The organism is Cupriavidus sp. JZ107, assembly GCF_053903255.1.
In genome coordinates, this window is sequence record NZ_CP096480.1 from 1313738 (window position 1) to 1337547 (window position 23810).

Annotated in this window: 24 protein-coding genes; 10 read left to right on the forward strand and 14 right to left on the reverse strand. The window is 67.7% G+C overall.

Annotated features, from left to right (window positions below; translation table 11 throughout):
- Positions 1-6: 6 nt before the first annotated feature.
- The 10 genes from M1D55_RS05595 to M1D55_RS05640 form a co-directional block, all read right to left on the reverse strand.
- The gene (locus M1D55_RS05595) at positions 7-420 is read right to left on the reverse strand and encodes a VOC family protein (protein WP_456280340.1); all 414 of its coding nucleotides are present in this window, start codon (positions 418-420) and stop codon (positions 7-9) included.
- 41 nt (positions 421-461) lie between these two features.
- Positions 462-833, reverse strand: coding sequence for a c-type cytochrome (locus M1D55_RS05600; RefSeq protein ID WP_456280341.1), 372 nt, complete (start codon positions 831-833; stop codon positions 462-464).
- Between the two features lie 183 nt (positions 834-1016).
- Complete coding sequence (locus M1D55_RS05605) at positions 1017-2093, reverse strand: FecCD family ABC transporter permease (RefSeq protein ID WP_006576391.1); 1077 nt, start codon at positions 2091-2093, stop codon at positions 1017-1019.
- A complete protein-coding gene (locus M1D55_RS05610; protein WP_456280342.1) occupies positions 2090-3379 on the reverse strand; it encodes an ABC transporter substrate-binding protein in 1290 nt (429 codons plus the stop codon). The genes M1D55_RS05605 and M1D55_RS05610 overlap by 4 nt, the downstream gene beginning before the upstream one ends.
- Positions 3376-4383, reverse strand: a complete 1008-nt coding sequence (locus M1D55_RS05615) for an ABC transporter ATP-binding protein (RefSeq protein WP_064576611.1) — start codon at positions 4381-4383, stop codon at positions 3376-3378. The genes M1D55_RS05610 and M1D55_RS05615 overlap by 4 nt, the downstream gene beginning before the upstream one ends.
- A complete protein-coding gene (locus tag M1D55_RS05620) occupies positions 4380-6473 on the reverse strand; it encodes a TonB-dependent siderophore receptor (RefSeq protein WP_197498352.1) in 2094 nt (697 codons plus the stop codon). Before M1D55_RS05620 ends, M1D55_RS05615 begins: the two co-directional genes overlap by 4 nt.
- A 245-nt stretch (positions 6474-6718) precedes the next feature.
- Positions 6719-7243, reverse strand: a complete 525-nt coding sequence (locus tag M1D55_RS05625; protein WP_064576613.1) for a gamma carbonic anhydrase family protein — start codon at positions 7241-7243, stop codon at positions 6719-6721.
- A gap of 57 nt (positions 7244-7300) precedes the next feature.
- A complete protein-coding gene (locus tag M1D55_RS05630; RefSeq protein WP_156526562.1) occupies positions 7301-8281 on the reverse strand; it encodes a tripartite tricarboxylate transporter substrate-binding protein in 981 nt (326 codons plus the stop codon).
- A gap of 155 nt (positions 8282-8436) precedes the next feature.
- Positions 8437-9588 carry a CaiB/BaiF CoA transferase family protein gene (locus M1D55_RS05635; protein ID WP_064576614.1) on the reverse strand — a complete coding sequence of 384 codons (1152 nt, stop codon included), beginning with the start codon at positions 9586-9588 and terminating at the stop codon, positions 8437-8439.
- A 22-nt stretch (positions 9589-9610) separates the two neighbouring features.
- On the reverse strand, positions 9611-10624 hold the full coding sequence (locus tag M1D55_RS05640; RefSeq protein WP_231906514.1) for a hydroxymethylglutaryl-CoA lyase: 1014 nt from the start codon (positions 10622-10624) through the stop codon (positions 9611-9613).
- Between the two features lie 311 nt (positions 10625-10935).
- Between M1D55_RS05640 and M1D55_RS05645 the strand changes: the two genes are divergently transcribed.
- Positions 10936-11661 carry an IclR family transcriptional regulator gene (locus tag M1D55_RS05645; RefSeq protein WP_006576398.1) on the forward strand — a complete coding sequence of 242 codons (726 nt, stop codon included), beginning with the start codon at positions 10936-10938 and terminating at the stop codon, positions 11659-11661.
- On the opposite strand, the gene M1D55_RS05650 is transcribed toward M1D55_RS05645, so the two are convergent.
- Positions 11658-12575, reverse strand: coding sequence for an HpcH/HpaI aldolase/citrate lyase family protein (locus M1D55_RS05650; RefSeq protein WP_456280343.1), 918 nt, complete (start codon positions 12573-12575; stop codon positions 11658-11660). The two genes, M1D55_RS05645 and M1D55_RS05650, sit on opposite strands and share 4 nt — an antisense overlap.
- Positions 12576-12790: 215 nt before the next feature.
- Here M1D55_RS05650 and M1D55_RS05655 point away from each other — a divergent pair, with 215 nt between their 5' ends.
- The 8 genes from M1D55_RS05655 (at position 12791) to M1D55_RS05690 (ending at position 20256) form a co-directional block, all read left to right on the forward strand.
- The gene (locus tag M1D55_RS05655; RefSeq protein ID WP_456280344.1) at positions 12791-14143 is read left to right on the forward strand and encodes an MmgE/PrpD family protein; all 1353 of its coding nucleotides are present in this window, start codon (positions 12791-12793) and stop codon (positions 14141-14143) included.
- Positions 14144-14163: 20 nt separating this feature from the next.
- Entirely contained in the window at positions 14164-14655 is a 492-nt protein-coding gene (locus M1D55_RS05660) for a MaoC family dehydratase (RefSeq protein WP_456280345.1), read from the forward strand.
- Entirely contained in the window at positions 14652-15896 is a 1245-nt protein-coding gene (locus tag M1D55_RS05665; protein WP_064576619.1) for an acyl-CoA dehydrogenase family protein, read from the forward strand. The genes M1D55_RS05660 and M1D55_RS05665 overlap by 4 nt, the downstream gene beginning before the upstream one ends.
- Positions 15893-16384, forward strand: a complete 492-nt coding sequence (locus tag M1D55_RS05670; RefSeq protein WP_232205063.1) for a MaoC family dehydratase — start codon at positions 15893-15895, stop codon at positions 16382-16384. The genes M1D55_RS05665 and M1D55_RS05670 overlap by 4 nt, the downstream gene beginning before the upstream one ends.
- Positions 16381-17607 carry a CaiB/BaiF CoA transferase family protein gene (locus M1D55_RS05675; RefSeq protein WP_064576621.1) on the forward strand — a complete coding sequence of 409 codons (1227 nt, stop codon included), beginning with the start codon at positions 16381-16383 and terminating at the stop codon, positions 17605-17607. Before M1D55_RS05670 ends, M1D55_RS05675 begins: the two co-directional genes overlap by 4 nt.
- 61 nt (positions 17608-17668) lie before the next feature.
- Positions 17669-18592, forward strand: a complete 924-nt coding sequence (locus M1D55_RS05680; protein ID WP_456280346.1) for an HpcH/HpaI aldolase/citrate lyase family protein — start codon at positions 17669-17671, stop codon at positions 18590-18592.
- Between the two features lie 56 nt (positions 18593-18648).
- Positions 18649-19668: a Bug family tripartite tricarboxylate transporter substrate binding protein gene (locus tag M1D55_RS05685; RefSeq protein WP_023264808.1), complete on the forward strand. Its 1020-nt coding sequence runs from the start codon at positions 18649-18651 to the stop codon at positions 19666-19668.
- A 165-nt stretch (positions 19669-19833) separates the two neighbouring features.
- Complete coding sequence (locus tag M1D55_RS05690; RefSeq protein WP_006576407.1) at positions 19834-20256, forward strand: GFA family protein; 423 nt, start codon at positions 19834-19836, stop codon at positions 20254-20256.
- 60 nt (positions 20257-20316) lie between these two features.
- Here the strand turns inward: M1D55_RS05690 and M1D55_RS05695 are convergent, their stop codons facing one another.
- Positions 20317-20958 carry an HD domain-containing protein gene (locus M1D55_RS05695; protein ID WP_006576408.1) on the reverse strand — a complete coding sequence of 214 codons (642 nt, stop codon included), beginning with the start codon at positions 20956-20958 and terminating at the stop codon, positions 20317-20319.
- Positions 20959-21188: 230 nt separating this feature from the next.
- Between M1D55_RS05695 and M1D55_RS05700 the strand changes: the two genes are divergently transcribed.
- Positions 21189-22151 carry a GlxA family transcriptional regulator gene (locus tag M1D55_RS05700; RefSeq protein ID WP_456280347.1) on the forward strand — a complete coding sequence of 321 codons (963 nt, stop codon included), beginning with the start codon at positions 21189-21191 and terminating at the stop codon, positions 22149-22151.
- Positions 22152-22172: 21 nt separating this feature from the next.
- On the opposite strand, the gene M1D55_RS05705 is transcribed toward M1D55_RS05700, so the two are convergent.
- The gene (locus M1D55_RS05705) at positions 22173-22946 is read right to left on the reverse strand and encodes an SDR family oxidoreductase (protein ID WP_456280348.1); all 774 of its coding nucleotides are present in this window, start codon (positions 22944-22946) and stop codon (positions 22173-22175) included.
- 178 nt (positions 22947-23124) lie between these two features.
- Positions 23125-23718, reverse strand: a complete 594-nt coding sequence (locus tag M1D55_RS05710) for a TetR/AcrR family transcriptional regulator (protein ID WP_064576625.1) — start codon at positions 23716-23718, stop codon at positions 23125-23127.
- Between the last annotated feature and the right edge of the window lie 92 nt (positions 23719-23810).

Consider the following 23810-nt stretch of genomic DNA (forward strand, 5'->3'; position numbering starts at 1 on the left):
GGTCCTTCAGGCCGAAGGCGCAGGCAGATCGCCGCGATGGACCACCTGGACCTTGTTGCCGTCCGGATCGCGCAGATAGGCGCCGAAATACCCCTCGCCGTAGTGCGGCCGTGGCCCAGGTGGGCCTTCGTCCGTGCCGCCGGCCGCCATCGCGGCCGCATAGGCCTGCTCGACGGCCTGCGGCGAAGGCGCAAGGAACGACACCATGGTGCCGTTGCCCGCGGTGGCCGGCTGCCCGTTGAACGGGATGTAGGCGTAGAAGCGCGGCAGCGCTTCACCCGGCTGGATCCAGCACAGCGCCGGCGGACCGCCATCCGGCATGACCTGACGCTGGCGCAGGCCCAGCGGCGTCAACAGGGCATCGTAGAACCTTCCAGCACGCGATAGATCGGCGACGCCGACGGTGACATGGCTGAACATCGTGGGACTCTCCTTCGGTAGCAATCGGCACGACAGCGAGGCTATTGGAATTGCCGCAGATACGCCAGCAGATCGTCGATCTGCCTGGCGCTGCCGATTCCCCAGAAGCGCATCTTGTTGCCGGGGACCACCTGCTCCGGCGCACGGAGGAATGCGGCCAGCGTGTTGTCGGACCACACGATGCCCGAACCGCGCATCGCATTCGAATACGGGTAATCGCTGGCCGCCCCGGCCTTGCGGCCCACGATGCCATTGAGCTGCGGACCGAAGCCGCTGCGCGCGCCCGGTCCGACGTTGTGGCAGGACGCGCATTTGCGGTCGAATGCCGCCTTGCCCGCGCGCGGATCGCCTGCAGCTTCCGCCGACGGCGAAAGCAGGGCCAGCGCCAGCACCGCCAGCGTGGCTTGAATCATGGCGTGATACGAATGGGAACGTGGCACCAGGACGTCCGGGGCACGAGGATCGAAGCCGCGGATTTTAGCGCTGCCGGCGACAGCGGTCCAAGCCCCTCTCCTTGCATGCAGGCGTTGATGGTTTGGGCAAAATCCTGGCGGTTAATTGCACTTCATCTCGAAATACGCGTGTCCCGGCCATTCTCATTCGGTCCGATGCAAGGCCTTGGTCCGGTACAGCATGGCGAGCGCCACCGGCGCGCCCACCAGGCCGATCACCGCATTCAGGTGGAACACATGCCGGCTCCAGGGCAGATGCACCACCAGATCCGCCGCGAGGCCGAGCACCGCGCCGACCAGCGCCGCGCCCGGAAGCAGCACGCGATGGTCCGCGCAACGCCACAGCGTACGGGCCACCTGGGCCGAGACCAGGCCGAGGAAGGCAACCGGGCCGCAGAACGCCGTCACCAGCCCGGTCAGCCATGCCGTCGCCAGCAACGCGGCGCGCTTGACCCGCGCCACCGGAATCCCCATCGACTCGGCATAGCGCTCGCCGAGCAGCAGGCCGTTCAGCGGCTTGACCAGCAGCAGGCTGCCGAGCAGGCCGAGCGCCACGCCGGGCACCAGCAGTTCCAGCTGCCGGCGCGTGGCGCCCGCGAAACTGGCATCGTCCCAGGCCTTGAACGCGCGCGCCTGTGTTTCGTCGATAAAGTGCATCGAGGCGCTGATCAGGCCCACCGCCAGATAGCCGAGCATCAGGCCCGTGATCAGCAGCGTCACCGTGCCGACCCGGCGCGACAGCACCGCAAGCAGAGCCAGCACGGCGGTGGACCCGGCGATCGATGCCAGTGCCATGCCGAGGTCACCGACCACTCCGTAGCGCAGCAGGAACGCATTGCCCGCGACGCCGGCGATGGTGACCAGCAACGCCGTGCCCAGCCGCGCGCCGTGCACGATGCCGAGCACGAACGGATCGGCGAGCGGATTGCGGAACAGCGTCTGCAACAGCAGCCCCGACACACCGAGGGCCGCCCCGCTGACCATCGCATTGATCGCCCGGGGCAGCCGAAAGCCCAGCACGATATCGCGCCAGACCTCGGCCTCCATCGGCTGTGCGGTCAATGCCTGCAGCACGGCCGGCAGCGGCACGGCCACGGCGCCCAGCGTGAGCTCGGACACCAGCAGCACCAGCATGGCGAGCCCCAGGCCGGCAAAGATCAGCGGGCCGCGCCGCGAAGAAGTCCGCGGCATCGAAGCCGCGGCAGAGGTCAGGGTCGTCAAGGTAGTTTCCGCAGGAATCGAGAGGTGAGACGGGACGCCGGCGTGTCCTGTTGCGAGCCGGCGAGGACGTCGGCGGCTTCCGACGCCAGTTCGGGATGCAGCGTCGCGATGGCCTCGGCAAGCTGGACATGCGGCTGCGTCATGCTCTGGTCCTGGTACGGGTACGCCCAGGCGCCGGTATAGCCGCGGTCCCATGCGTGGACGTTGCGGCTGGCAGCCGCGGCAAAGCGCCCGTGCAGCGGACTGGCGGCGATCCACGCCTCGATATCGGCGCGCCCTCCCACCGTGCCAAGCCAGGCCGGCGCATCGGCGCCGCGCGCATAGACGCGCTCGAACGGCAGGTAAACCAGGCTCCCTGTACCGCCACCGTCGAGCACATAGCGTCCGCCGGCATCGGCGATCAAGCGCGCGCGCTGATTGTCCGCGCCGAACGTCTCGAAGCGCTGGCGTCCCGCGGCAAAGCCGGACATCACCGCAGGGCGAGCCGGTGCGCGCGCCGCCAACTCGGCCAGCCGTCGGTATGCCGTCTCGATCGACGCGAATCGCGTGTTGGCACGCTGCTCGCGATTGGACAGCAGCGCCAGCAGCTTGAGCCATTCCGCACGTCCCAGCGGATGGGGCTCGTGATGGTCTGCCTGCGCGATCGCACGCACGCCGAGCTCCCACAGGCGCGGATGCATATTGCCCTGCGGATAGGCCGAATAGAAGCTCAGGTAGACATCGGCCTGCACCGACATCGCCTGTTCGATCGAGGCATGGCCATAGCCCCACATGTCGTGGACCTGGCCCTGCGCGATCCGGGCCCGCACCGACGGCACCGTGACGCTGCGCACGTTCTCCGTGCCGTACAGGCGGTCCACCAGGCCCAGCTCGTCCAGCGCGCCAAGGATGGCCGCGTTGCCGGTGACCAGGCGCTGGATCGGCACCATGATCACCGGAACCTCGTCGCGATGCGGCGGGACCGGCGTACCGCACTGGACCAGCAGATATTCGAGCCGTTCACCGGTACCCACGCTCGGCGTGAAACGCACGCGCTTGTAGTGGGGGCCGTACTCGACCTCCAGTTGCAACGCATGCGAAAACGTCGTCTTGTGCGGGAAGTAATCGACCCCGGGACGATAGTCGGCGACGCAGGCGGCATCGAGATTGGCGGTGGGACCGGCTGCGCCGACGGCCTGCTTCGGCAACGTGGCGCGCGGCGGCGCTTCGATCCGCGTGCAGCCGCATAACAGCATGGTCAGCCCGATTGCCGCGGCGGTGGCGGCGGCAAACCCGTGCCGGTTCACGGCCGCTCCTGCGCGATGGCCGTCCCGTTCGACGCCGAACGCAGCGCCTCGACCAGCTCGCCGAGCGTCGAATAGCGGGTCGCCTCGCTGTCGTCGCCGGCGAGCGCATATCCACTCGCATCGGCGCGCAGTGTCAGCGCGGCGGCGGGATCGCGGACATACCCTGCCCGCTCCAGCGCGCGTGCCGCCCAGCTGGCGCGCAGCCCGCCACCTTCGAGCCGGATCGCACGCGTTCCCGCCGGTCCCACGCGCAGCTCCGCGCGCTCGAGATCGAAGGTCAGACCGTCGGCGGCGAAGCTCGTCCCCAGCACGCCGTCGATGGCCAAGTCCTCCGGCGCGCCGACATGCAGCCGCCGCTGGCCGTCGATCAACCACAGCTCGTCGGCATAGCGCAGCGCCAGCTCGAGGTCGTGCGTGGACAACAGCACCGCCAGGCCATTCCGATGGGAGAGATCCAGCAGCAGCTGCATCGTGCCGACGCGGCGCGGCAGGTCGAGGAAGGCCGTTGCTTCGTCGAGCACCAGCAGGCGAGGCTGCTGTGCGAGGGCGCGCGCAATCATGATCTTCTGCCGCTCGCCATCGGACATCTCGGCGACGAGCCGATCCGCCAGCGACAGCGCGCCGGCGCAGGCCAGCGCCTCGTGCACGATCCGATGGTCGTCCGGGCTCAGCCGGCCTGCCCACCCGAGATAGGGATAGCGTCCCATGCTGGCCAGCTCGTAGCCGTGCATCAGCGTGCCGTCGACGCGCTCGGTCAGCACCACCGCAAGACGCCGCGCGCGCTGCACGGAGGACATCGCGTGGATCGGCTCGCCATCGAGATGCACCTGCCCCGCCACCGGCGCCTGCATCGCGCACAGCGTGCGGATCAGCGTCGATTTGCCGGCACCGTTCGCACCGAGCAGGCAGACGAAACGACCGCTCGGGATCGCAAGATCGAGCGGCCCGAGCAACGCCCGGCCGCCGTGGCCGGCGAACAGGGCCGTGGTTGCCAGCACCGTCACAGCGTCGCTCCGAAGCTGGCGAACACGGTGCGCGGCGCCCCCGGATAGGTCGGCACGAAGGCGCCGCCGGAGTCGTAGTAGCGGCGATCGCCGAGGTTCTGCACCGTCAGTTGCAGCTTGTAGCGGCGGGCCTTGCCGAAGCGGTACGCGATATTGGCATCCCAGCGCGTGTAGGAAGGCAGCGCGAAGGTGTTCTCGGTATTGGCCTGCCGTTCGCCGACATAGGTCGCGCCGATGCCGACACTGAGCCCAGAGGCAGCACCGGCGAAATCGTAGGTGGTCCAGATGCTGGCGGTGCGGCGCGGCGCATTGGCCAGCAGCTTGCCGACCAGCGCGGGATTGCTGTCGGCGGCGATCTCCGCCTTGTACTGCGTGTAGCTGGCCAGCACGCGCCAGCGCGGCGTGATGCTGAAGGGCACGTCGATCTCCCAGCCCCGGCTGCGCTGCTCGCCGACCTGGATCACATAGTTGAAATCCTCCGGATCGGAGACCACGCCGTTGCTGCGGCGAATGTCGAACAGCGCGACGGTCGGCTCGAGCCGGCCGTCCAGCAGGCTGAACTTGGCACCGACCTCGGTCTGCTTGCCGCGCGACGGTGCGGGCAGCGTGCCGGCGCGCAGCATGCCGCCGGACGGTTCGGTCAGGAAGGAGCGCGCCCAGCTCGCGTAGAACGACACCGGCTCGACCGGCGTCCACGTCAGGCCCACCCGCGGCGACAACGCATCGTCATGCCGGACCAGTGTGTCGGCCGCCCGCAGGTACTGCGCCCGCGCGCTCGAGCGCGAGCGGTCGTAGCGCAGGCCCAGCAGCAGGCGCCAATGCGGTCCGAACTGCAGCTCGTCCTGCGCATACAGGCCGAGATTGCGGCCGGTGTAGCGCGAACCATCGTACGGCAGCAGCGGTCCCGCAGTGGCGCCATGCACCGGGTGGTAGAGGTCGATCGGCAGATTGACCGGGAAGCCGCCGGGCCCGACGTTGGCCTGCGCGCTGAAGTCCCATTCGTCCCAGTTGTAATCGGCGCCGATCAATACGCGATGGCCGATGCCGCCGGTCTCGAAGCGGCGCGAGGCCTCGGCCATCAGCGTGGTATCGGTCTGCCGGTCGATATTGCGCTGCTTGCGGCGATTGACCTGCGGGTCGGAACTGTCGGCGCCGCTGATCGCGGGGAATCCATACGGATACCAGACCGCATCGGTGCGCGCGTACGACCGTTGGGCGCCAGCCCGGAGTTCCCAGCCATTGTCGAAACGGTGATCGAGCACGAGCGAGCCGAGTGCGCTGTCGTTGTCCAGCCGCGCGTCCCGCTCGCCATAGTTGTAGTGAACCGGTACGTTCAGGAACAGCGGGCTGTTGCCGAAGCCGCGATCGAAGGCTCCGCGCCGGCGGCCGAACTCGAACTCCGCGGTCAGCCGCGTCTGCGGCGCGATCTTCCATTGCAGTACCGGCGATACGAACGCCGTTTCGGCATCGACGAAATCGCGGAAGCTGCGGTTGTCCTGCCAGGAACCGGTGATCCGGTAGCTCAGCGTATCGCTGATCGGGCCCGTGCTGTCCACCGTCACGCGGCGGAAATCATGGCTGCCGCCGGTCAGCTCGACACTGTGCTGCGGCTTGTCCAACGGCTTCCTGGTGACCAGGTTGACCACGCCGCCCGGCTCGAAACGGCCATAGAGCGCGGACGCAGGCCCCTTCAGCACTTCGATCTGCTCGATATTGACCATCTCGTCGACCGGGGCGAAGACGCTGCGTCGAAACCCGTTCTTCAGGTTCGCCGAGGTCGCGAAGCCGCGCAGCCGAAAGCGGTCGTTGCTGCCGCCCCAGCCGACCTGCGCGGTCACACCCGGAACCGTGCGGATCGCCTCGCCCAGCGTGAATACGCCGCGGTCCTCGATCAGTTCCCGGGTCACCGTCTGGATCGAAAACGGCGTTTCCTTCAGCGCGGTATCGCTCTTGTTGGCGGTGGGCGCGACCACCGCGCGATAGGCCCGCTCGCGCGTGCCGGTGACGGTGACCTCCTCCAGCTCGGCGGCCGGCGCGGCCTCCCCCGGCTGCGCCGCGCAGATGCCTGGCGCCGTCGCCAGCAATGCCACGGCGGCGCGCCGGTGCCATCGGATCGTGTGGGGTCGTGGATGTGGGGCGGCGGGCAAGGTATCGTCCTCATTCGAGTGGACGATAATGATATTTCATTCTCATTAAAAAGCAAACCGGCCTGGATGCAGGGCCGCTCTCCCCGTCAACGCCAGCCCGGGCGTGACGGTCCGCGGCACTCCGCACCGGCAGACCGTCTTGCGCGACGTTTCCCCCTTGTTGCTGCCTGTCGGGCCCGAATGCCCGGTCAGACCAGTTTCTTCATTTGGCTCTTGTAGTCCGCGCCGCGCTTCACGTAATCGGCGGCGTTCGCGCGCAGGTTGCGCACTTCTTCTTCGCTGAGTTCGCGCACGGCCTTGGCCGGCGAGCCGAGGATCAGCGAGCGCGGCGGGAAGGACTTGCTTTCGGTGACCAGCGCGCCCGCCGCGACCAGCGATTCGCTGCCGATCGTCGCGTTGTTCAGGATCACCGCCTGGATGCCGATCAGCGCGCCATCGCCGATGGTGCAGCCGTGCAGCATCGCCTGATGGCCGATGGTGACGTCGCGACCGATCCGCAGCGGGAAGCCCGGGTCGGTATGCAGCACGGCGCCCTCCTGCACGTTGGAGCCATCGCCGATCGCGATCGCTTCGTTATCGGCGCGGATCACCGCGCCGGGCCAGACGGTGACCTGCTCGCCAAGTTGCGCGTTGCCGATGACGGTGGCCTGATCCGCAACGAAGGCGGTGTCGGAGATGGACGGCGTCAGGTCGCCGAGCTGGTAGAGAGCCATGTTCGATGATGCGTTGGTAGGGAGAAGAAGGGCCCGCGTGACGCGCGACGCGTCACGCTATTCGATCGACACGTTGGCCTTCTTGACCAGCGTGGCATAACGCGCGACCTCGCTGGCGAAGAACTTTGCCGCCTGCGCCGGCGTGGTCGGGCGCGTTGCGGTCGCCTGCTTCTTCAGCGCCTCGACCACCTCGGGGCTGGTGAAGGCCTTGGCGAAGGCGTCGTGCAGGCGCTGGACTTCGGCGGGCGGCATGTTGGCCGGACCGACGAGCGCGAACCAGCCCTCGATGTCGTAAGCGGGCAAGCCCTGTTCGGCGATGGTCGGGATATCGGGGGCAGCCTGCGAACGGGTCGCGCCGCACAGCCCAATCGCACGCAGCGTGCCCGCCTTCAGATGCGGCAGCGCGGCGTTCAACGCGACCACGCCCATCTGCACCTGGCCCGACAGCAGATCGGTGACCATCGGGCCGGTGCCCTTGTACGGAATATGGCGCGCCTTGATGCCCGCCTCCTCCAGGAACATCTGGCCGGCCAGATGAATCACGGTGCCGTTGCCGGAGGACGCGTAGTTGTATTCGTCCGGCCTGGCCTTCAGCAGCGCGACCAGTTCCTTGACGTTGCGCGCCGGCACCTTGGGGTTGACCACCAGCACCAGCGAGGTCGCGCCCAGCACGCTGATCGGCGTGATGTCCTTGATCGCGTCGAACGGCATCGACTTGAACACGCTGGGATTGATCGCATGGTTGTTCGACACCATGCCGAGCGTGGTGCCGTCCGGGGCCGCCTTGACCACAGCGGCCGTACCGGTGATGCCGCCGGCGCCGGGCATGTTCTCGATGACGACCGGCTGGCCGAGCGCCTTGCCAAGCGCCGGCGCAGCGGCCCGGACGATCGCATCGACGCCCGAACCCGCGCTGATTGGCAGGATCAGCCGGATCGGCTTGCCGGACCCCGGCTGCGCCTGGGCGGCGCGGAACGGATACAGCGCCGGCGCGCCGAGCATGCCGAACGTGACGGCCGCGGCCGCCAGTTTGATCATGTTGCGACGGCGCGGCAGCGAGGGCGCGACAGAACGAGGGCGGGAGGAATGCATGATGTTGTCTCCGGATGGGTCTTGTTCGGCCGCTGTGCCGCGGCCTGTCCAGGCTGTTCGGGCTTCCCGGCGTGCCTTGCACCCCGGCCGCCCCGGTGATATCAGCGCGCGCCCTTGCCGAGCCGCGCCAGGATTTCGTCGTTGTGCTCGCCGGGCTTCGGCAAGGGACTGCGGACGCCGGGACGGCGGCCCCCCATCAGCAGCGGCAGCAACACGGTCGGCGCCGTCGAGCCGTCCTCGACCTGCATCGGCACCACTCCCCCGCTCTGCTTCAGATGCACGTCGTCGAGCAGCTGATCCGGGCGGACGATCGGCGCGTAGGGAATGCCTGCCGCCTCGAGCTTCGGCGCCAGTTCGGCGACGCGGTGATGCCGCAGGATGCCGCCGAGCTGCTCGAGCAGCCGCGGCCGGACGGCGACGCGCGAGGCATTGCTGGCGTACTCGGGCACGTCGAGCAGGTCGGGCCGCTCCAGAACCGTGCATAGCGTGGCGAACTGCTTGTCGCTGACCGCGCCGATGAACAGCTGCTCGTCGTCGGCAAGCGTAAAGACGTCGTAGACGCTCCATGCGGATACGCGCGATGGCATCGGCGGCGGCGCCTCGCCGGTCATCGCGTACTGCTGCATATGCTGCGAGGCGAGGAACACGCAGTTCTCGAACAGCGCGCTCTGGATCTCCTGGCCGCGCCCCGTGCGATCGCGTTCGCGCAGCGCGGCGAGCACGCCGATCGCGCCGAACATGCCGCCCATGATGTCGTTGACCGAGGTGCCGGCGCGCAAGGGCCGCCCCTTCGGGCCGGTCATGTACGACAGCCCGCCCATCATCTGCACCACCTCGTCGAGCGCCAGCCGGTTCTCGTACGGCCCCGGCAGGAAGCCCTTGTGCGAGACATAGATCAGCTGCGGGCAGGACTTCGACAGCGTGCCGTAGTCCAGGCCGAGCTTCTGCATCAGCCCGGGACGGAAGTTCTCCAGCAGCACGTCGCATTGCGCGGCCAGTTCCGCCGCGGTGGCCCGGCCCTCGTCGGTCGTGATGTCCAGCACCACGCTTTTCTTGTTGCGGTTGAAGGCGCGGAAAAACCCGATGCCCAGGCCCGGCAGATTGCGCGTCTTGTCGCCGCCCGGCGGTTCGACCTTGATCACCTCGGCGCCGAGGTCGGCGAGGATCATGCCGCAGGTCGGCCCCATCACCATATGGGTGAACTCGACCACGCGGATGCCGGCAAGCGGCAGGGATTCATTGCTTTGCGTCATGATATGAGCCAATTGGCGGCGATCAGGCGTGGAAAGTCGAGGAAGTTGCCGCGCCACAGCGGCTCGGCACATCAAGGCCGGCATCGTGGCCGGCGTCGACGCCGGGGAATGTCTTCGGCAAGCCGGCGCGCCACAACGTGCCGTGCAAGGTCTCGCCAGCAAGCCAGCCCGCAACCCGCCCGCGCAGGCGCAGCAGCGCACCGATATCGAGGCCAGTGTCGATGCCCATGCTGCCCAGCATATAGGCCAGGTCTTCGGATGCGACATTGCCGCTGGCGCCCGGCGCATGCGGGCAACCGCCGATGCCGCCAAGGCAGGCGTCGAAGCGGCTCACGCCGGCCTGCATCGCAGCGTAGACATTGGCCAACCCGAGTCCCCGGGTATCGTGGAAGTGGCCGCACCATAGCCGGTCGCCGGCGATCGCGACAGCGCGTTCGAACAACGATGCGACCTGCGCTGGATCGGCATAGCCCACCGTATCGGCGAGGCTGACGCGGTCCGCGCCGGCATCGAGCAGCGCCTGCATCAGACGCAATACCTCGTCGGCATCGACGTGCCCCTGGATCGTGCAGCCGAAGGCCGTGCCGACCCCGCCTTCGATCAACGTGCGGGCACCGGCGGCATCGCGGGCCGCGCGCATGCGGGCCACTTCGGCCACCACTTCGTCCGGGGTCTTGCGCAGGTTCGCCAGGCTGTGCGCGTGGCTTGCCGACAGCGGCACCAGCATCAGGTCGGCGCCGTGGTCCAGCGCCAGCTCGGCACCGCGCAGGTTCGGCACCAGCACCGAGCAGAACAATCCCGGCAGAGTGCCGGCGAAGTCCAGCAGCTCGGCCGTATCGGCCAGTTGCGGAAGCAGCCGCGCCGGTACGAACGATCCGATCTCGATTTCACGCAGGCCGGCCTCGTAGGCGGCACGAATCCATTCGCGCTTGTGCTCGGTCGGCACGATGGTCTGCACGCTCTGCAGCCCATCGCGCAGGCCGACCTCGCGGATCACGGCACGGCTTGGCAGGGAGGAAAGATGGCGGGCGTTCATGGCTCTCACAACGATGCGGGCCGGCAGATCGGCGACCTGGCGCGGCCGGGTGGGAGCAATGTATGCCATTCCGGAAATGATCTACAGCGATCATTAGAGTAGATGACAGTTCCAGATCGGAAAGTCTAACCACCGCGAAAGCTTCCGGCCCCGCGCGCGAGCCGGCGGCGCTCGAAGCAATGAACACCTTGGACACTGACCGGCGCACGTCTCCATCGCAGGCGAAACGCCCCGGTTTACCATACGCACCAACATCAGAATGACCCGTAGCCCAGGCTGCGCGGCATGGGAGACAGTCGATGGATGCAGGCATGGTGAAGTCAGCGAACCGGGTCTTCGATCTGCTCGAGCTGTTCGAGCGAGAGCGCCGGCCGTTGCGGGTCAGCGAAATCGTCGAGAAGCTCGGCATACCGCAATCGAGCGTTTCGATGCTGGTGCGCACGCTGGTGGCCCGCGGCTATATGGAGTTCGACGCGCAGGCACGGACCTTCTGTCCCTCTGTTCGCGTGTCGTTCCTGTGCGACTGGACCACGCGCAAGCATGGCGCCAGTGCCACCGTGCATGACGCCATGCGGCGGCTGTCCGAAGAAACCGGCGAGACCGTGCTGCTTGGCCGCCAGAGCGGCATCATGCTGCAGTACCTGTCGGTCATCGAATCCCCGCATGCGCTTCGGCTTACCGCCGTATCCGGCGGCATGCGCCCGATGCACCTGACCGCGATCGGCATCATGCTGATGAGCCGGATGAACGACGACGAGGTGGGCCGCCTGCTGCGACGCTATAACGCGGAGCACAAACCGGCATGGCCGCCGGCGCGGCTGGCCGATACCATGCGCGCCGTGCGGCAGGCGCGCGAACAAGGCTATTACGAATCCGCGAACCTGGCCACGCCGGGCGCCGGCGTGTTGGCGACGCTGCTGGCGACGCCGATCCGCGGCCAATGGCTGGGCATCGGTACCGGCGGGCCGGTGGCGCGGCTGCACGCGCGCCGCAAGCAGTTGCTGCCCGCGGTGCTGGCGGTCGCGCGAAACTGCTAGGCGTTCTGCGTTGCCCCGCTTCGCCGCAGTTCTGCCTGCACGATCGCCTCGTGGCGAGCCAGCAGCCGCGACGCCTGCTCCAGATGCAGCCGCTCGACCATCTTGCCGCCCAGATTGATCACACCCGCATTGGCGTGCGCGTCTGCCGCAAACGCGGCAACGATCCGTCCGGCCTCCGCGACCTGCTGTGCCGACGGGGCGAATGCCGCGTTGGCGGCATCGATCTGCGACGGGTGGATCAGCGTCTTGCCGTCGAAGGCCATCCGCACCGATTGCGTCAACTCCGCGGCATAGCCGGCCTGGTCCCCGAAGTCGTTCCAGACGCCGTCGAGGATGTCGACCCCGTGGCGCTTCGCGGTCAGCACGGCCTGCATCAGCCAGGGCAACAGATAGCGGCGTTCCTCGCCGGCAAATACACCGGTGTCCTTGGCCAGATCGTTGGTGCCGATCACCAGGCATTCGAGGCGGGGCGTCGCCGCCCGCCCTGCCGCGACGATCGCGTCGAGCCGATGGATCGCCTGCGGCGTCTCCACCATCGCCCATAGCGCCGCCGACTTGTCCCACGCCAGCGCCGCGCAGGCGCGGGCGAACGCCACGACATCGGCGTCGTCCCCGACTTTCGGCAGCAGTACCGCGTCGACGCGCGCGCTGGCGGCGAGCATCAGATCCTGTTCGAACTCGGCCGTGCCCAGCGCATTGACGCGCAGCACGATCTCGTGCCCGTCAAAGTCCCGTGCGGACAGGGCCTGTGCAAGTTGTGCACGGGCGGCGCCCTTCATCGCCGGCGACACCGCATCCTCGAGATCGAACACGATCGCATCGCATGGCAGCGTGGCTGCCTTGTCGATGGCGCGGGCGTTGGCAGCGGGAACGTAGAGAACGGAGCGGCGCAGGCGAATGGAATCGTCGGTCATGGTCCGGATATCGAAGTTGGCTGGAGGACAGGCGGTACGCGACCGCGCGACCTGCAGTCTGCCCTTCCGTCCGTCATCCCGCCATCACATACGTGATGAATGGCGGCCATCGTCAACCATCACATATGTGATGCCCGCCAAAGCCCGGCCGGCCGATACTGCCTCCACCCGCAACAACCGCCGCTCGCAAATCGCGGCGCATCGAACAGGTGGACATGGAACGATCGGATCAGGCAGCACCCGGCTTTACCGCCGCGATGGCGCAGTGGATCAGTACGGTCGACGACACCGCAATCCGCCCGGCGGCCTTGCTCTGGGCCCGCCACGCGCTGCTGGACTGGCTGGCGGTAGCGCTCGCCGCCAACGACGAGCCGCTGGTCAGGATGCTGGCCGCCGAGCACGGCGGCGGCACGAACGCGCCGTGTACCGTGCTGGCCGGCAGCCGCGCGCATGTCGCCGATGCCGCGCTGATCAATGGGGCCGCGGGCCACGCGCTCGACTTCGATGACGTCGCTTCCGCGATGCGTGGCCACCCCACCGTACCGGTCGCTCCCGCCGCGCTCGCCGTCGCAGAACTGGAACGCGCCGGCGGCATGGACCTGCTGCGCGCGCTGGTGATCGGGCACGAGGTGGAATCGCGCATCGGCGAGCGGATTGGCGATGCGCAGTACCGCTTCGGTCTGCATCCCACTGGAACGACCGGCGCCATCGGCGCGGCGGCGGCCTGCGCGCGGCTGATGCGGCTGGACCCCGATCGCAGCGCCCACGCGCTCGGTCTGGCGGCCACGCAGGCGGCCGGCCTCAAATGCATGTTTGGCACGATGGCAAAGCCGCTGCATGCCGGCAAGGCGGCGATGCATGGCGTGATGGCGGCCCGGCTGGCGGCGCGCGGCTTCACCGCCAACACCGCCGCGCTGGAATGCGCCCAGGGATTTGCCGCCACGCAGGCGCCCGATGGGGAGCCCTTGCCCATAGATTTCGAGCCGCGCGGCACCATGGCGATCGAGAAGACGCTGTTCAAGTACCACGCGTCCTGCTATCTGACCCACTCCACGCTGGAAGCCGTGGCGCAGGCGCGCCGCAAGCATGGCATCGGCCTTGACGACATGGACACGATGGCCATTCTCGTGTCCGGGCCGCATCGCGGCGTCTGCGACATCGCGCAGCCGCGCACGGGCCTGGAGATCAAGTTCGCGATCCAGCATCTTGCGGTGATGGCGCTCGACGGCGTATCGACCGCGTCCCTGGGCAACTACACCGACCAGCAGGCCACCGACCCTCGCCTTGCGCGCGCTCGCGAACGGGTCACGCTGCGCACCGATCAGGGCGGAGACCGCAACACTGCCGTGGTCGAGATTCGCACGCGCGACGGCCGCACCGTGCGCGAGAGCGCCAATGTCGCGGTGCCCGCCACCGATCTCGACCGGCAGTGGCAGCAGTTGCTGGCCAAGGCCGAGGCCATCGTCACGCCGGTGCTGGGCGGCGCGCGCTTTCGCCGCCTGGCCGATGCGGTGCAAACGCTGGACCGGCTCCCTTCCCTTGACCACCTGTTCGAGGCAATCCGATGACATCCCAGGACACCGCTTCCATGGACCCGATCGTGGCGCGGCTCAAATCCGAGGCCAGGCTGCGCGTCCGCGGCAATCGCTACGAGGACTTCGAGCCCGGGCGCGCCTTTACCCATCACTGGGGCCGCACCGTCAGCGAAGCCGACAACACGCTGTTCTCGGTGCTGACGCTGCACTACAACCCGCAATACACCAATGCCGCGGTGGCCGAAGCCAGCGGACACCCGCGCATTCCCGTCAATCCGCTGCTGGTGTTCAACACCGTCTTCGGCCTGTCGGTCGAGGACCTGTCGGAAGGCGGGGGGCCCTTCCTCGGCGTCGACGAGCTCAGTTACGGACAGCCCTTCTACCCGGGCGACACACTGTACGCCAGCTCCGAGGTGGTCGCGCGGCGGCTCGCCAGCAACCGTCCCGGCTACGGCATCGTGACCTGGCACACGCGGGGCACCAACCAGCGCGGCGAAGCGGTGATCGAGTTCAAACGTTCGAATCTTGTGAGGACCAGGGCATGACCATATCGGCAGACGGCAAGGGCTACATGACGGAAGAGCGCCAGATGATCCGGGAGGCGGCGCGCGAGTTCACCATGAAGGAGGTGCTGCCCGTCGCCAACGCCCTCGACGGCCCGGATGCCGAGATCCCCATGGATCTGCGCGACAAGATGGCGGAGATGGGGTATTTCGGCATCACGATTCCGGAGCAGTACGGCGGCCTCGGCCTTGGCATCTTCGAGTACTGCCTGATCTGCGAGCAGCTGTCGCGCGGCTGGATGTCGGTCGCGTCCATCGTCGCGCGCGCCCAGGGGGGCTGGATCATGAAGGCCATGCCCGAGGACATGCGGCAAGCCTATCTGCCGCGCGTGGTCCGCGGCGAATTCCTGAACGCGAGTGCGCTGTCGGAGCCCGACACCGGCTCGGATCTGGCCTCGATCTCGTGCCGGGCCGAGCGCGACGGCGACGAATGGGTGCTGACCGGCAACAAGTACTGGTGCACCTTTGCCGACGGCGCCGACTACCTGATCCTGTTCGCCCGCACCTCGCCGCCGCCAAGCCCGGACAAGCGCTGGGAAGGCATTTCCTGCTTCATGATCGAGAAGGAACGCGGCAGCTTTCCGCCGGGCATGACTGGCTCGCCGATTCCCAAGATCGGCTACTTCGGCTGGAAGACCTTCGAACTGGCGCTCGATGGCGTGCGCGTCCCCGCCCGCAACCTGATGGGAGGAGAAGGCAAGGCGTTCCTGCTGATGGCCAAGGGGCTCGAGGGCGCCCGCGCGCATACCGCGGCGCGTGCGATCGGACTGGCCCAGGGCGCGCTCGAGGATGCCATCGCCTACTCGCTGGAGCGCCGGCAGTTCGGCATGCCGATCGCCGAGTACCAGGCGATCCGCTTCAAGATCGCCACCATGGCGACGGAAATCGAGGCGGCGCGCCAGCTGCTGTACTACGTCTGCAACGAGATCGACAGCGGCCGCCGTTGCGACAAGGAAGCGTCGATGGTCAAGTACTTCGCCTCGGAGATGGCCGAGCGCGTGACCTCGACCGCGCTGCAGATCTTCGGCGGCGCCGGCTATACCAGGCTGTTCCCGGTCGAGCGCTATTGGCGCGACGCGCGGCTGACCAAGATCTTCGAGGGCACCTCGGAAATCCAGCAGCGCATCATCGCCAACAGCCTGCTGGGACGATCGGAGGTCGAGGCCATGATCGCCAGCCGCGCCTTCGACCAGCGCCAGGGCGCCGGGAGGGCCACGGCATGAAGACGCATGCGCTGACCAGCCACGACGGCTACTTCGAGGACTTCTCGCCCGGCATGCTGATCCGCCACGCGCGCGGCAAGACCGTGACCGAGATGGACAACGTGCTGCTGACCAATATGGTGATGAACACCGCCGAGGGCCATTTCAACGAGGACGCGATGCGGCGCGCGGCCAATGGCATCTTCTCGCAGCGGGTGGTGTTCGGCGGCATCAATCTGTCGATGGTGCTTGGCCTCGCCGCGCAGGACACCGCGGAACAATGCCTGCGCGAAGTCGGCCTGGACAAGATCCGGCTGTCGCATCCCGTCTTCCATGGCGACACGCTGTACGCCTATTCCGAGGTGCTGGCCGTGGAAGACGCGCCCGGCCGCGCGGACGCGGGCCTCGTCCGTTTTCGCCACTACGGCATCAACCAGCACGACAAGCTGTGCGTGCAGGCAGAACGCGCGGTACTGCTCAAGCGCAAGAGCCATTGGGGGGAGCGATGAGCGGGGACGAGCGTCCCGCCGGCGCGCTCGACGGCCTGGTCGTGCTCGACCTGACCCAGATGCTGGCGGGACCGTACGCATCGATGATGCTGGCCGACCAGGGCGCGCGCGTGATCAAGATCGAACCGCCAGGCGGCGACCTGACGCGCCGCAACGGCCCGCATCTCGATGGCGCGCTGCGCCTGGAGCAGCGGGGATACGGCGCCTACTTCGGGTCGATCAACCGCAACAAGGAATCGGTGGAGCTGGACCTGAAGCAGCCCGCCGGCCGCGATGCGCTGCTGAGGCTGGTACGGCAGGCCGACGTGCTGGTCGAGAACTATCGCGTGGGCGTGATGGATCGCCTCGGCCTGGGCTACGAGACGCTGGCCGCCGAAAACCCGCGGCTCGTCTACGCAACGCTGCGGGGCTTCGGCGATCCGCGCAGCGGCGCGAGCCCCTACGCCGAGTGGCCGGCCTATGATCCGGTCGCCCAGGCCATGGGCGGCATCATGGGGATCACCGGAGCGCGCCGCGGCGGCCCGCCGACCAAGATCGGTCCCGGCATCGGCGATATCGTGCCTGCCATGTTCCTTGCCTATGGCATCGCGGCCGCATGCTGGCGCGCGCAACGTACCGGCCAGGGCCAGTTCGTCGACGTCGCGATGGTCGATGCGGTGCTGGCCATCTGCGAGCGGCTGGTGTTCCAGTATGGCGTGACCGGCAACGCGCCGGGGCCGGAGGGCAACGGCCACCCGCTGCTGTGCCCGTTCGGACTGTTTCCCGCCGCCGACGGCCACGTCAGCCTGGGCGTGCCGAACGACCGCTTCTGGGCGCTATTGGTCGCGCGGATGCAGCGGCCCGAACTGCAGCACGATCCGCGCTTCGCCACCAACGACGCCCGCGTCGCGCATCGCGAAACGGTCGACGAGATCGTCTCCGCGTGGACCCGGCGCTTTACCAAGCAGCAACTGGCGCACGAACTCGGCGGCGAGATTCCGTTCGGCCCGGTGTTCGATGCGCGCGACATCTTCGCCGACCCGCACTTTCGCGCGCGCGGCATGCTGGTCGAAGTCGAGCAGCCCGGCGCGGCCCGGCCACTGACGGTCGCCGGAACGCCGGTGCGCATGAGCGCGACGCCCGGCGCGGTGCGGCGCCGAGCCCCGATGGTCGGCGAACACACCGAACGGACGCTGACGGACTTTGGCTTCACCGCAACCGAGATTGCCGCGCTGCGGCCCTGACACGCTGGATCGCCATGGTCCGCCGGGCGACAGCGCATACCACCAAGGAGCAAATACCGCGATGCAAAGGGATGCACAACAACGACCGCGGCGCCTGCGCCGCTGCCAGCTTTCGGTGCCGGGCTCGAGCGAGAAGATGATGAGCAAGGCCGCCGCGATGGACGTCGACTTCGTGTTCCTCGATCTCGAGGACGCCGTCGCGCCGGCCGAGAAGCGGCCAGCGCGGGCAAAGATCGTCGACGCGCTGAACGGGCTCGACTGGGGCAGGACCACGCGCTGCGTGCGCGTCAATGACCTGACCACCGAGTACGCCTACGAGGACATCATCGACGTGGTCGAAGGCGCCGGCGCCAACCTGGACGTCATCATGCTGCCCAAGGCGATGAGCGCGGCCGACGTGCAGTTCGTCGACAAGCTGCTGACGATGATGGAGATCAAGCTCAAGCTGCCGCATCGGATCGGCATCGACGTGCTGATCGAAGAGGTCGAGGCCATGATGAACGTGGAAGCCATTGCGGCGTCCACGCCCCGGCTCGAATGCCTGATCTTCGGCATGGGGGACTATTCGGCCAGCCAGGGCGTGTCGGTGCGCGATATCGGCGGCAGCGGCGGCTATCCGGGCGATATCTGGCACTACCAGCGCCACCGGCTGACGATCGCCGCGCGTGCTCACCGGCTCGATGCGGTCGATGGTCCTTTCGCGGACTTCCGCGACCCGGACGTCTATCTGCAGGAAGCGCGGCGCGCGATGATCCTCGGCATGGTCGGCAAGTGGGCAATCCACCCGTCGCAGGTCGAACTGGCGCAGCAGGTGTTCTCGCCCTCGCCGGACGATGTCGCTCGCGCCCGCGACATGATGCGCGCCTACGACGCCGCGCTCGCACAGGGCCTGGGCGCCGTCCAGTACGACGGCAAGATGATCGACATCGCGTCGATCCGCATCGTCCGGAATCTGGTCGAGCGGGCCGCATTGATCGGCATGTAGCGCCCGCTTCGGCGCGGCTGGCGGCCGCGCAGTGATAACAACGATACGGAGACGATATGAAGGCTGACAACCCACCCCAATGGCTGGTCGACGGCCAACGCCGTCGCCTGCTGCGCGCTGGTGCCGCCCTTGCCGTGCTGCCGTGGCCGGTCGCGTCGGCACGCGCCGCCAACTGGCCGGCCCGGCCGATCCGGATCATCGCCGCGCAAGCGCCCGGCTCGTCCAACGACAGCACGGCGCGCGCGTTCGCCGAGTATTTCACCGGCGTGCTGAAGGTGCCCGTGGTGGTCGAGAACAAGCCCGGCGGCGTCGGCATGATCGCCGCCGAGACCGTGGCGCGCAGCGAGCCCGACGGCTACACGCTGCTGTTTACGCTGCACAGCCAGCTCGCGCAGGCGCCGGTGCTGCTGCGCAAGCCGCCGATCGATCCGTCGCGCGATCTGTTGCCGATCGCGGCGGTCAGCACGGGCGTCGGCGTGATGGTGGCCAACAAGAACCTGCCCGCCAACAACTTCAAGGAGGTGCTGGCGCTGGCCCGCAAGCGGCCGGTCTCGGTCGGCAACTATGGGGTGGGCTCCGGCTGGCAACTGATGGTGGCCCAGTTGAAGAAGGAAACCGGCGCCCAGCTCGACATCATCAACTACAAGGGCACGGGCGCGATGATGGGCGACCTGCTGGCCGGCCATATCGATGTCGGCGCCGGCTCGCTGCTCGGCATGACGGGCGGCCTGCAGTCGGGCGGCCTGAAGCCGATCCTGATCATCTCCGGTCCGCGCAGCGATCGCCTGCCCGGCATCCCCACATGGGCCGACGAGGGCTTCACCAGTCCGGTGTTCCGCAACCTGACCGAATGCAACATGCTGCTGGGCCCGGCGGGCATGCCGCCGGAGATCGCCGCGCGGCTGGCCGAGCTGGTGACCAGATCGATCAGCGAGTCGGAGCAGGTCAAGATGGTCAGGCAACAACTCGGCAGCCAGGACACGCCATTGACCGGCGATGCCCTGCGCCAGTTCATCGGCCGCGTCTGGCCGACCTACCAGGCGGCAACCAAGGCGATCGGGCTGACACTGCAATGAAGTCCGCCCTGCGCCATCGCCATTGAGGCCACCATCGGCGCCGCACAGTACAGCCGATCCGGGGAAATTCCGATCCATCATAGAATTTCGTCTCCTCGAACCTACGACGAGATCGCGATGAACGACTGGAACTTGCCCTGGACCGGCGGATGCCGATGTGGACGGTTGCGCTTTGAAGTCACCGCGCCGCCGCTGCTGACGATGGCCTGTCATTGCACCGGCTGCCAGAAAATGAGCGCCAGCGCCTTCTCGCTGTCGATGGCGATTCCCGAGGCCGGCTTTCGCGTGACCGATGGCGAGCCGGTCGTCGGTGGCATGCATGGCGAGCAGGTGCACCACCGGCATTGCGATTGGTGCAAGAGCTGGGTATTTACCGAGATGGAACCCAGCATGGGCTTTGTCAACGTTCGCCCCACCATGCTCGACGATGCCGCCTGGTTCGCGCCCTACGTCGAAACCTATACGAGCGAGGCGCTGCCTTGGGCAAAGACCGGAGCGGCGCACAGCTTCGCGAAGTTTCCGCAGATGGAGGAGTATGGCCCGCTCGTCGCGGAGTTCGCGGCCAAGGGTCCGCGGCCGGGCCGCTAGCACGGATTCGCGACCCGGCATGCGCGAACCCTTCGTGCGCCCGGTCCCTGCCCGGCCGGATCAGGTCGGCCAGGCCGACCCCAGGATGATGCTGCAGAAGTTCAGGCGCTGATAGTTCGGGTCCTTCAGCGCCAGCACATCGGCCTTGACGTTGCCGAACGTCGTCAGCGGCTTGCGGCGTGTGCCCTCGGCGAAATGGTCGATGATGCTTTCCTTGAAGTTGTGCTCGCGCGGGTGATGCCGGCAGACGTGGTCGCGCTGCTCGCCGGTGAAGTCGTGATAGCACAGCCCCAGCACATCCATCTCGACGCCCGCCGTGACCAGCGCCACCGTCGGGCGCATATGCTCGGGGATGCCGGGGGTCGTATGCAGCGCGATGGCCGCCCAGACATCGTCGATATCCCGTTCAGCAATGCCATACCCCTTCAGGAAATCGCGCGCCGCGTTGGCGCCGTCCACTTCGAAGCGCAGATTGTCGCTGGCATAGCGCTGCGTCAGCCCCATGTCATGAAACATCGCGCCGATATAGAGCAGCTCCGGGTCATAGGCCAGCGCCTTGCGCTCGCCGGTCAGCGCGCCCCAGAAAAACACGCGGCGGCTATGGTGGTACAGCAGGTCGTCTTCGGTATCGCGCACCAGTTGCGTCGCGGCGCGTGCCATCGCGCTGTCGGGCACGCGGATGCCGGCAATGATTTCAGCCATCGTTATTGCTCCTGAAGGATTGGCATGGCGGGGCATCGGCACGGCGCACGATGCGGTCGCCATCGCAAGAGTGGAAAGTGGGATGCCAGCCGGCCCGCCTTATCGTCGACCTCGGCGGCCCGGGCTTGCGCTTTCATTCTGGCTGGCGCGGTCGTTGGCTACAATGGTGCGATTCCGTCAGATCAGGACATCATGAGCGCACTTCAGGACAGCCTCGGGACATCGACGATATGAGCGTAACCACCGTAGCCATCTTGATGCTCGACGGCGTGCAGGCGCTGGATGTCGCCGGTCCGGTCGACGTCTTCGCCGAGGCCAATGCCTTTATCGGGCCCAAGGACCGCTATCAGACGGTGCTGGTCGGCAAGACACGCAAGCCGCTGCGCGCGTCCAACGGCATGCAGCTGATGCCGGACCTGTCGCTGAACGACGAAGCGCCACGCCTCGATATCGTGCTGGTGGCAGGCGGCCCCGGGCTGCCCACCGCGCCGGCCGATGCCGCGGTGTCGAAGTGGCTGCGTAACGCGGCATCGCGCGCGCGGCTGCATGGTTCGGTCTGTACCGGCGCCTTCGTGCTGGGCCACGCGGGCCTGCTGGATGGCCGGACGGTAACGACCCACTGGCAGAACGCCGCCCACCTGGCAGAGCGATTTCCCGCCGCCACGGTCGAGTACGACCGCATCCATCTGCGCGACGGCAAGCTGGTCACCTCGGCCGGGGTCACCGCTGGTATCGACCTGGCGTTGGCATTGGTGCGGGAGGGTCACGGCGCCGCGGCGGCGCTGGCGGTGGCCAAGCGGCTGGTGGTAGTGGCGCAGCGCCAGGGCGGCCAGTCGCAGTTCAGCCCTTATCTGGCCGCGGCGCCCACGCAGGCCGATTCGCCGGTGGCCCGCGTGCAGGACTATGTGATGGCCAACATCAGCGCCAGGCTGACGCTCGATGCGCTGGCTGCCGAAGTCGGCATGAGCGGACGCAATCTGGTCCGCCTGTTCGTCGCGGATACCGGCATGACGCCGCATGCGTTCATCGAGCGCGCGCGCATCGATATCGCGCGCAATCTGCTGGAGGGCAGCGCCCTGCCGTTGAAGTCGATCGCCTACAAGTGCGGCTTCGTGACGGTGGACCGGATGCGCGTGCTGTTCCAGCAGCGGCTTGGCATTTCCCCGGCGCAGTATCGCGCCAGCTTCCGCTAGCGCCGGCGCGATACTCCGGCATCAAATGACGCCGCCGTTTGCGCGCAGCGTCTGCCCATTGACCCAGGCGCCATCGGGACCGGCGAGGAAGGACACCACGTTGGCAATGTCCTCCGGCTGACCGAGCCGCTCCAGCGGTGCCAGCTTCGCCAGGCGCTCGACCACCTCGTCCGGCTTGCCATCGAGAAACAGCGCGGTCGCCGTGGGACCTGGCGCCACCGTGTTGATCGTGATATTGCGGCCGCGCAATTCCCTGGTCAGCACGCGCGTCATCGCCTCGACGCCGGCCTTGGTCGCCGCATAGACGCCGTAGGTCGGCTGAGACAAGCCGACCATGCTCGACGACAGATTGATGATCCTCCCACCGCTGCGCAGCCGTCGCGACGCCTCGCGCAGCGTGTTGAAGGTGCCCTTCAGATTGATGGCGACCTGGCTGTCGAACAACGCGTCGTCGCTGTCGGCCAGCGTGGCGAGCCGCATGATGCCTGCGTTGTTGACCAGCACGTCGACGCCGCCGAACGCGGTCTCGGCCGCGTCGAACATGCGCCGGACGGCCGCGCCGTCGCTGACGTCGGCCTGCGCGGTAATGGCGCGCCCGCCGGCCTGCTCGATCTGCCCGGCCAGCGCCTCGGCGTCGCGGGCACTGCCGGCATAGTTGATGACGACGGTGAAGCCGTCGCGGGCCAGGCGCCGCGCGATCGCGGCGCCGATGCCGCGGGAGGCGCCGGTCACGATGGCGACCTGGTTTTTGGTGGGCTTGCCGGCGCGCTTGTCGGTGAGATTGTCGGTGCTCATGTCAGTTCTCCGTTGGAAGGGTCGCGGATAGAGAGGAAGGGTTGCGACATGGGAGAACTATGCGCGGCGCCGACCAAAAGATCATCGCCCCGGCATTGGCAGCACTGTTGGCGCCGCTTGAACAATGGCGCGCCGCGGTGGTCGGGTCATCGCGTCATCGGGCCATCGCGAAGAGGCGTTATTGCGGCCCGAGCAGCACGGCGATCAGATTGTCGGCCGTGGCGCGCAGCCGTTTCTCGTCCTGATAGACCCGTTCGACCACGACCAGTCCCCGCGTGAACGTGACGATCAGCCGGGCGGCCTGCCGCGGCGGCAGTGCCAGCGGCGCCTGCTCGCCCTCACGCGACAAGCGCTCGAACAGCACCTGCTCGATATCGTCGAGCAAGGCCTTCAGGGCCGCGCGCAGCGGCCCCTCCAGATCTTCGGTGCCCACGGCGGTCTTGGTGCTGAGGCAGCCGCGGGTCGGCATCCCGCTGGCCATCGACGTGGTCATCGAGGCGATCACGCAGCCGAAGAAGCCGCGCAGCGCGTCGCGCAACCTCGGCTTGTCCAGCGCCTCGCGCATCTGCCCGACGAAGCGCTCGCGATAGAGATCGAACACGCGCAGGAACAACGTTTCCTTGTCGCCATAGGCGTTGTACAGGGAGCCGCGCTGCACCCCCGTGGCCGCGGCCAGCTCCTGCATCGAGGTCGCGGCATAGCCCTTCTGCCAGAACAGCGCCAGCGCCTTGTCCAGCGCAAGACCTTCATCGAATTGGCGAACCCCAGCCATCTGTTTCTCCGAATGCTCGGGCGGCAAAGCCCCTTGAAAACATGCTGCCATTTAAGCCGATGATTGACACCTTCGTCAATCTTGACTAAGTT

Excerpts from the sequence above, each read along its gene's own strand:
- M1D55_RS05700 (WP_456280347.1), top strand. The coding sequence starts at position 21,189 with ATGAGCGTAACCACCGTAGCCATCTTGATGCTCGACGGCGTGCAGGCG.
- M1D55_RS05640 (WP_231906514.1), bottom strand. The coding sequence starts at position 10,624 with ATGAACGCCCGCCATCTTTCCTCCCTGCCAAGCCGTGCCGTGATCCGC.
- M1D55_RS05660 (WP_456280345.1), top strand. The coding sequence starts at position 14,164 with ATGGACCCGATCGTGGCGCGGCTCAAATCCGAGGCCAGGCTGCGCGTC.
- M1D55_RS05595 (WP_456280340.1), bottom strand. The coding sequence starts at position 420 with ATGTTCAGCCATGTCACCGTCGGCGTCGCCGATCTATCGCGTGCTGGA.
- M1D55_RS05695 (WP_006576408.1), bottom strand. The coding sequence starts at position 20,958 with ATGGCTGAAATCATTGCCGGCATCCGCGTGCCCGACAGCGCGATGGCA.
- M1D55_RS05655 (WP_456280344.1), top strand. The coding sequence starts at position 12,791 with ATGGAACGATCGGATCAGGCAGCACCCGGCTTTACCGCCGCGATGGCG.
- M1D55_RS05710 (WP_064576625.1), bottom strand. The coding sequence starts at position 23,718 with ATGGCTGGGGTTCGCCAATTCGATGAAGGTCTTGCGCTGGACAAGGCG.
- M1D55_RS05635 (WP_064576614.1), bottom strand. The coding sequence starts at position 9,588 with ATGACGCAAAGCAATGAATCCCTGCCGCTTGCCGGCATCCGCGTGGTC.
- M1D55_RS05665 (WP_064576619.1), top strand. The coding sequence starts at position 14,652 with ATGACCATATCGGCAGACGGCAAGGGCTACATGACGGAAGAGCGCCAG.
- M1D55_RS05680 (WP_456280346.1), top strand. The coding sequence starts at position 17,669 with ATGCAAAGGGATGCACAACAACGACCGCGGCGCCTGCGCCGCTGCCAG.
- M1D55_RS05625 (WP_064576613.1), bottom strand. The coding sequence starts at position 7,243 with ATGGCTCTCTACCAGCTCGGCGACCTGACGCCGTCCATCTCCGACACC.
- M1D55_RS05675 (WP_064576621.1), top strand. The coding sequence starts at position 16,381 with ATGAGCGGGGACGAGCGTCCCGCCGGCGCGCTCGACGGCCTGGTCGTG.
- M1D55_RS05670 (WP_232205063.1), top strand. The coding sequence starts at position 15,893 with ATGAAGACGCATGCGCTGACCAGCCACGACGGCTACTTCGAGGACTTC.
- M1D55_RS05630 (WP_156526562.1), bottom strand. The coding sequence starts at position 8,281 with ATGATCAAACTGGCGGCCGCGGCCGTCACGTTCGGCATGCTCGGCGCG.
- M1D55_RS05705 (WP_456280348.1), bottom strand. The coding sequence starts at position 22,946 with ATGAGCACCGACAATCTCACCGACAAGCGCGCCGGCAAGCCCACCAAA.
- M1D55_RS05685 (WP_023264808.1), top strand. The coding sequence starts at position 18,649 with ATGAAGGCTGACAACCCACCCCAATGGCTGGTCGACGGCCAACGCCGT.
- M1D55_RS05645 (WP_006576398.1), top strand. The coding sequence starts at position 10,936 with ATGGTGAAGTCAGCGAACCGGGTCTTCGATCTGCTCGAGCTGTTCGAG.
- M1D55_RS05600 (WP_456280341.1), bottom strand. The coding sequence starts at position 833 with ATGATTCAAGCCACGCTGGCGGTGCTGGCGCTGGCCCTGCTTTCGCCG.
- M1D55_RS05650 (WP_456280343.1), bottom strand. The coding sequence starts at position 12,575 with ATGACCGACGATTCCATTCGCCTGCGCCGCTCCGTTCTCTACGTTCCC.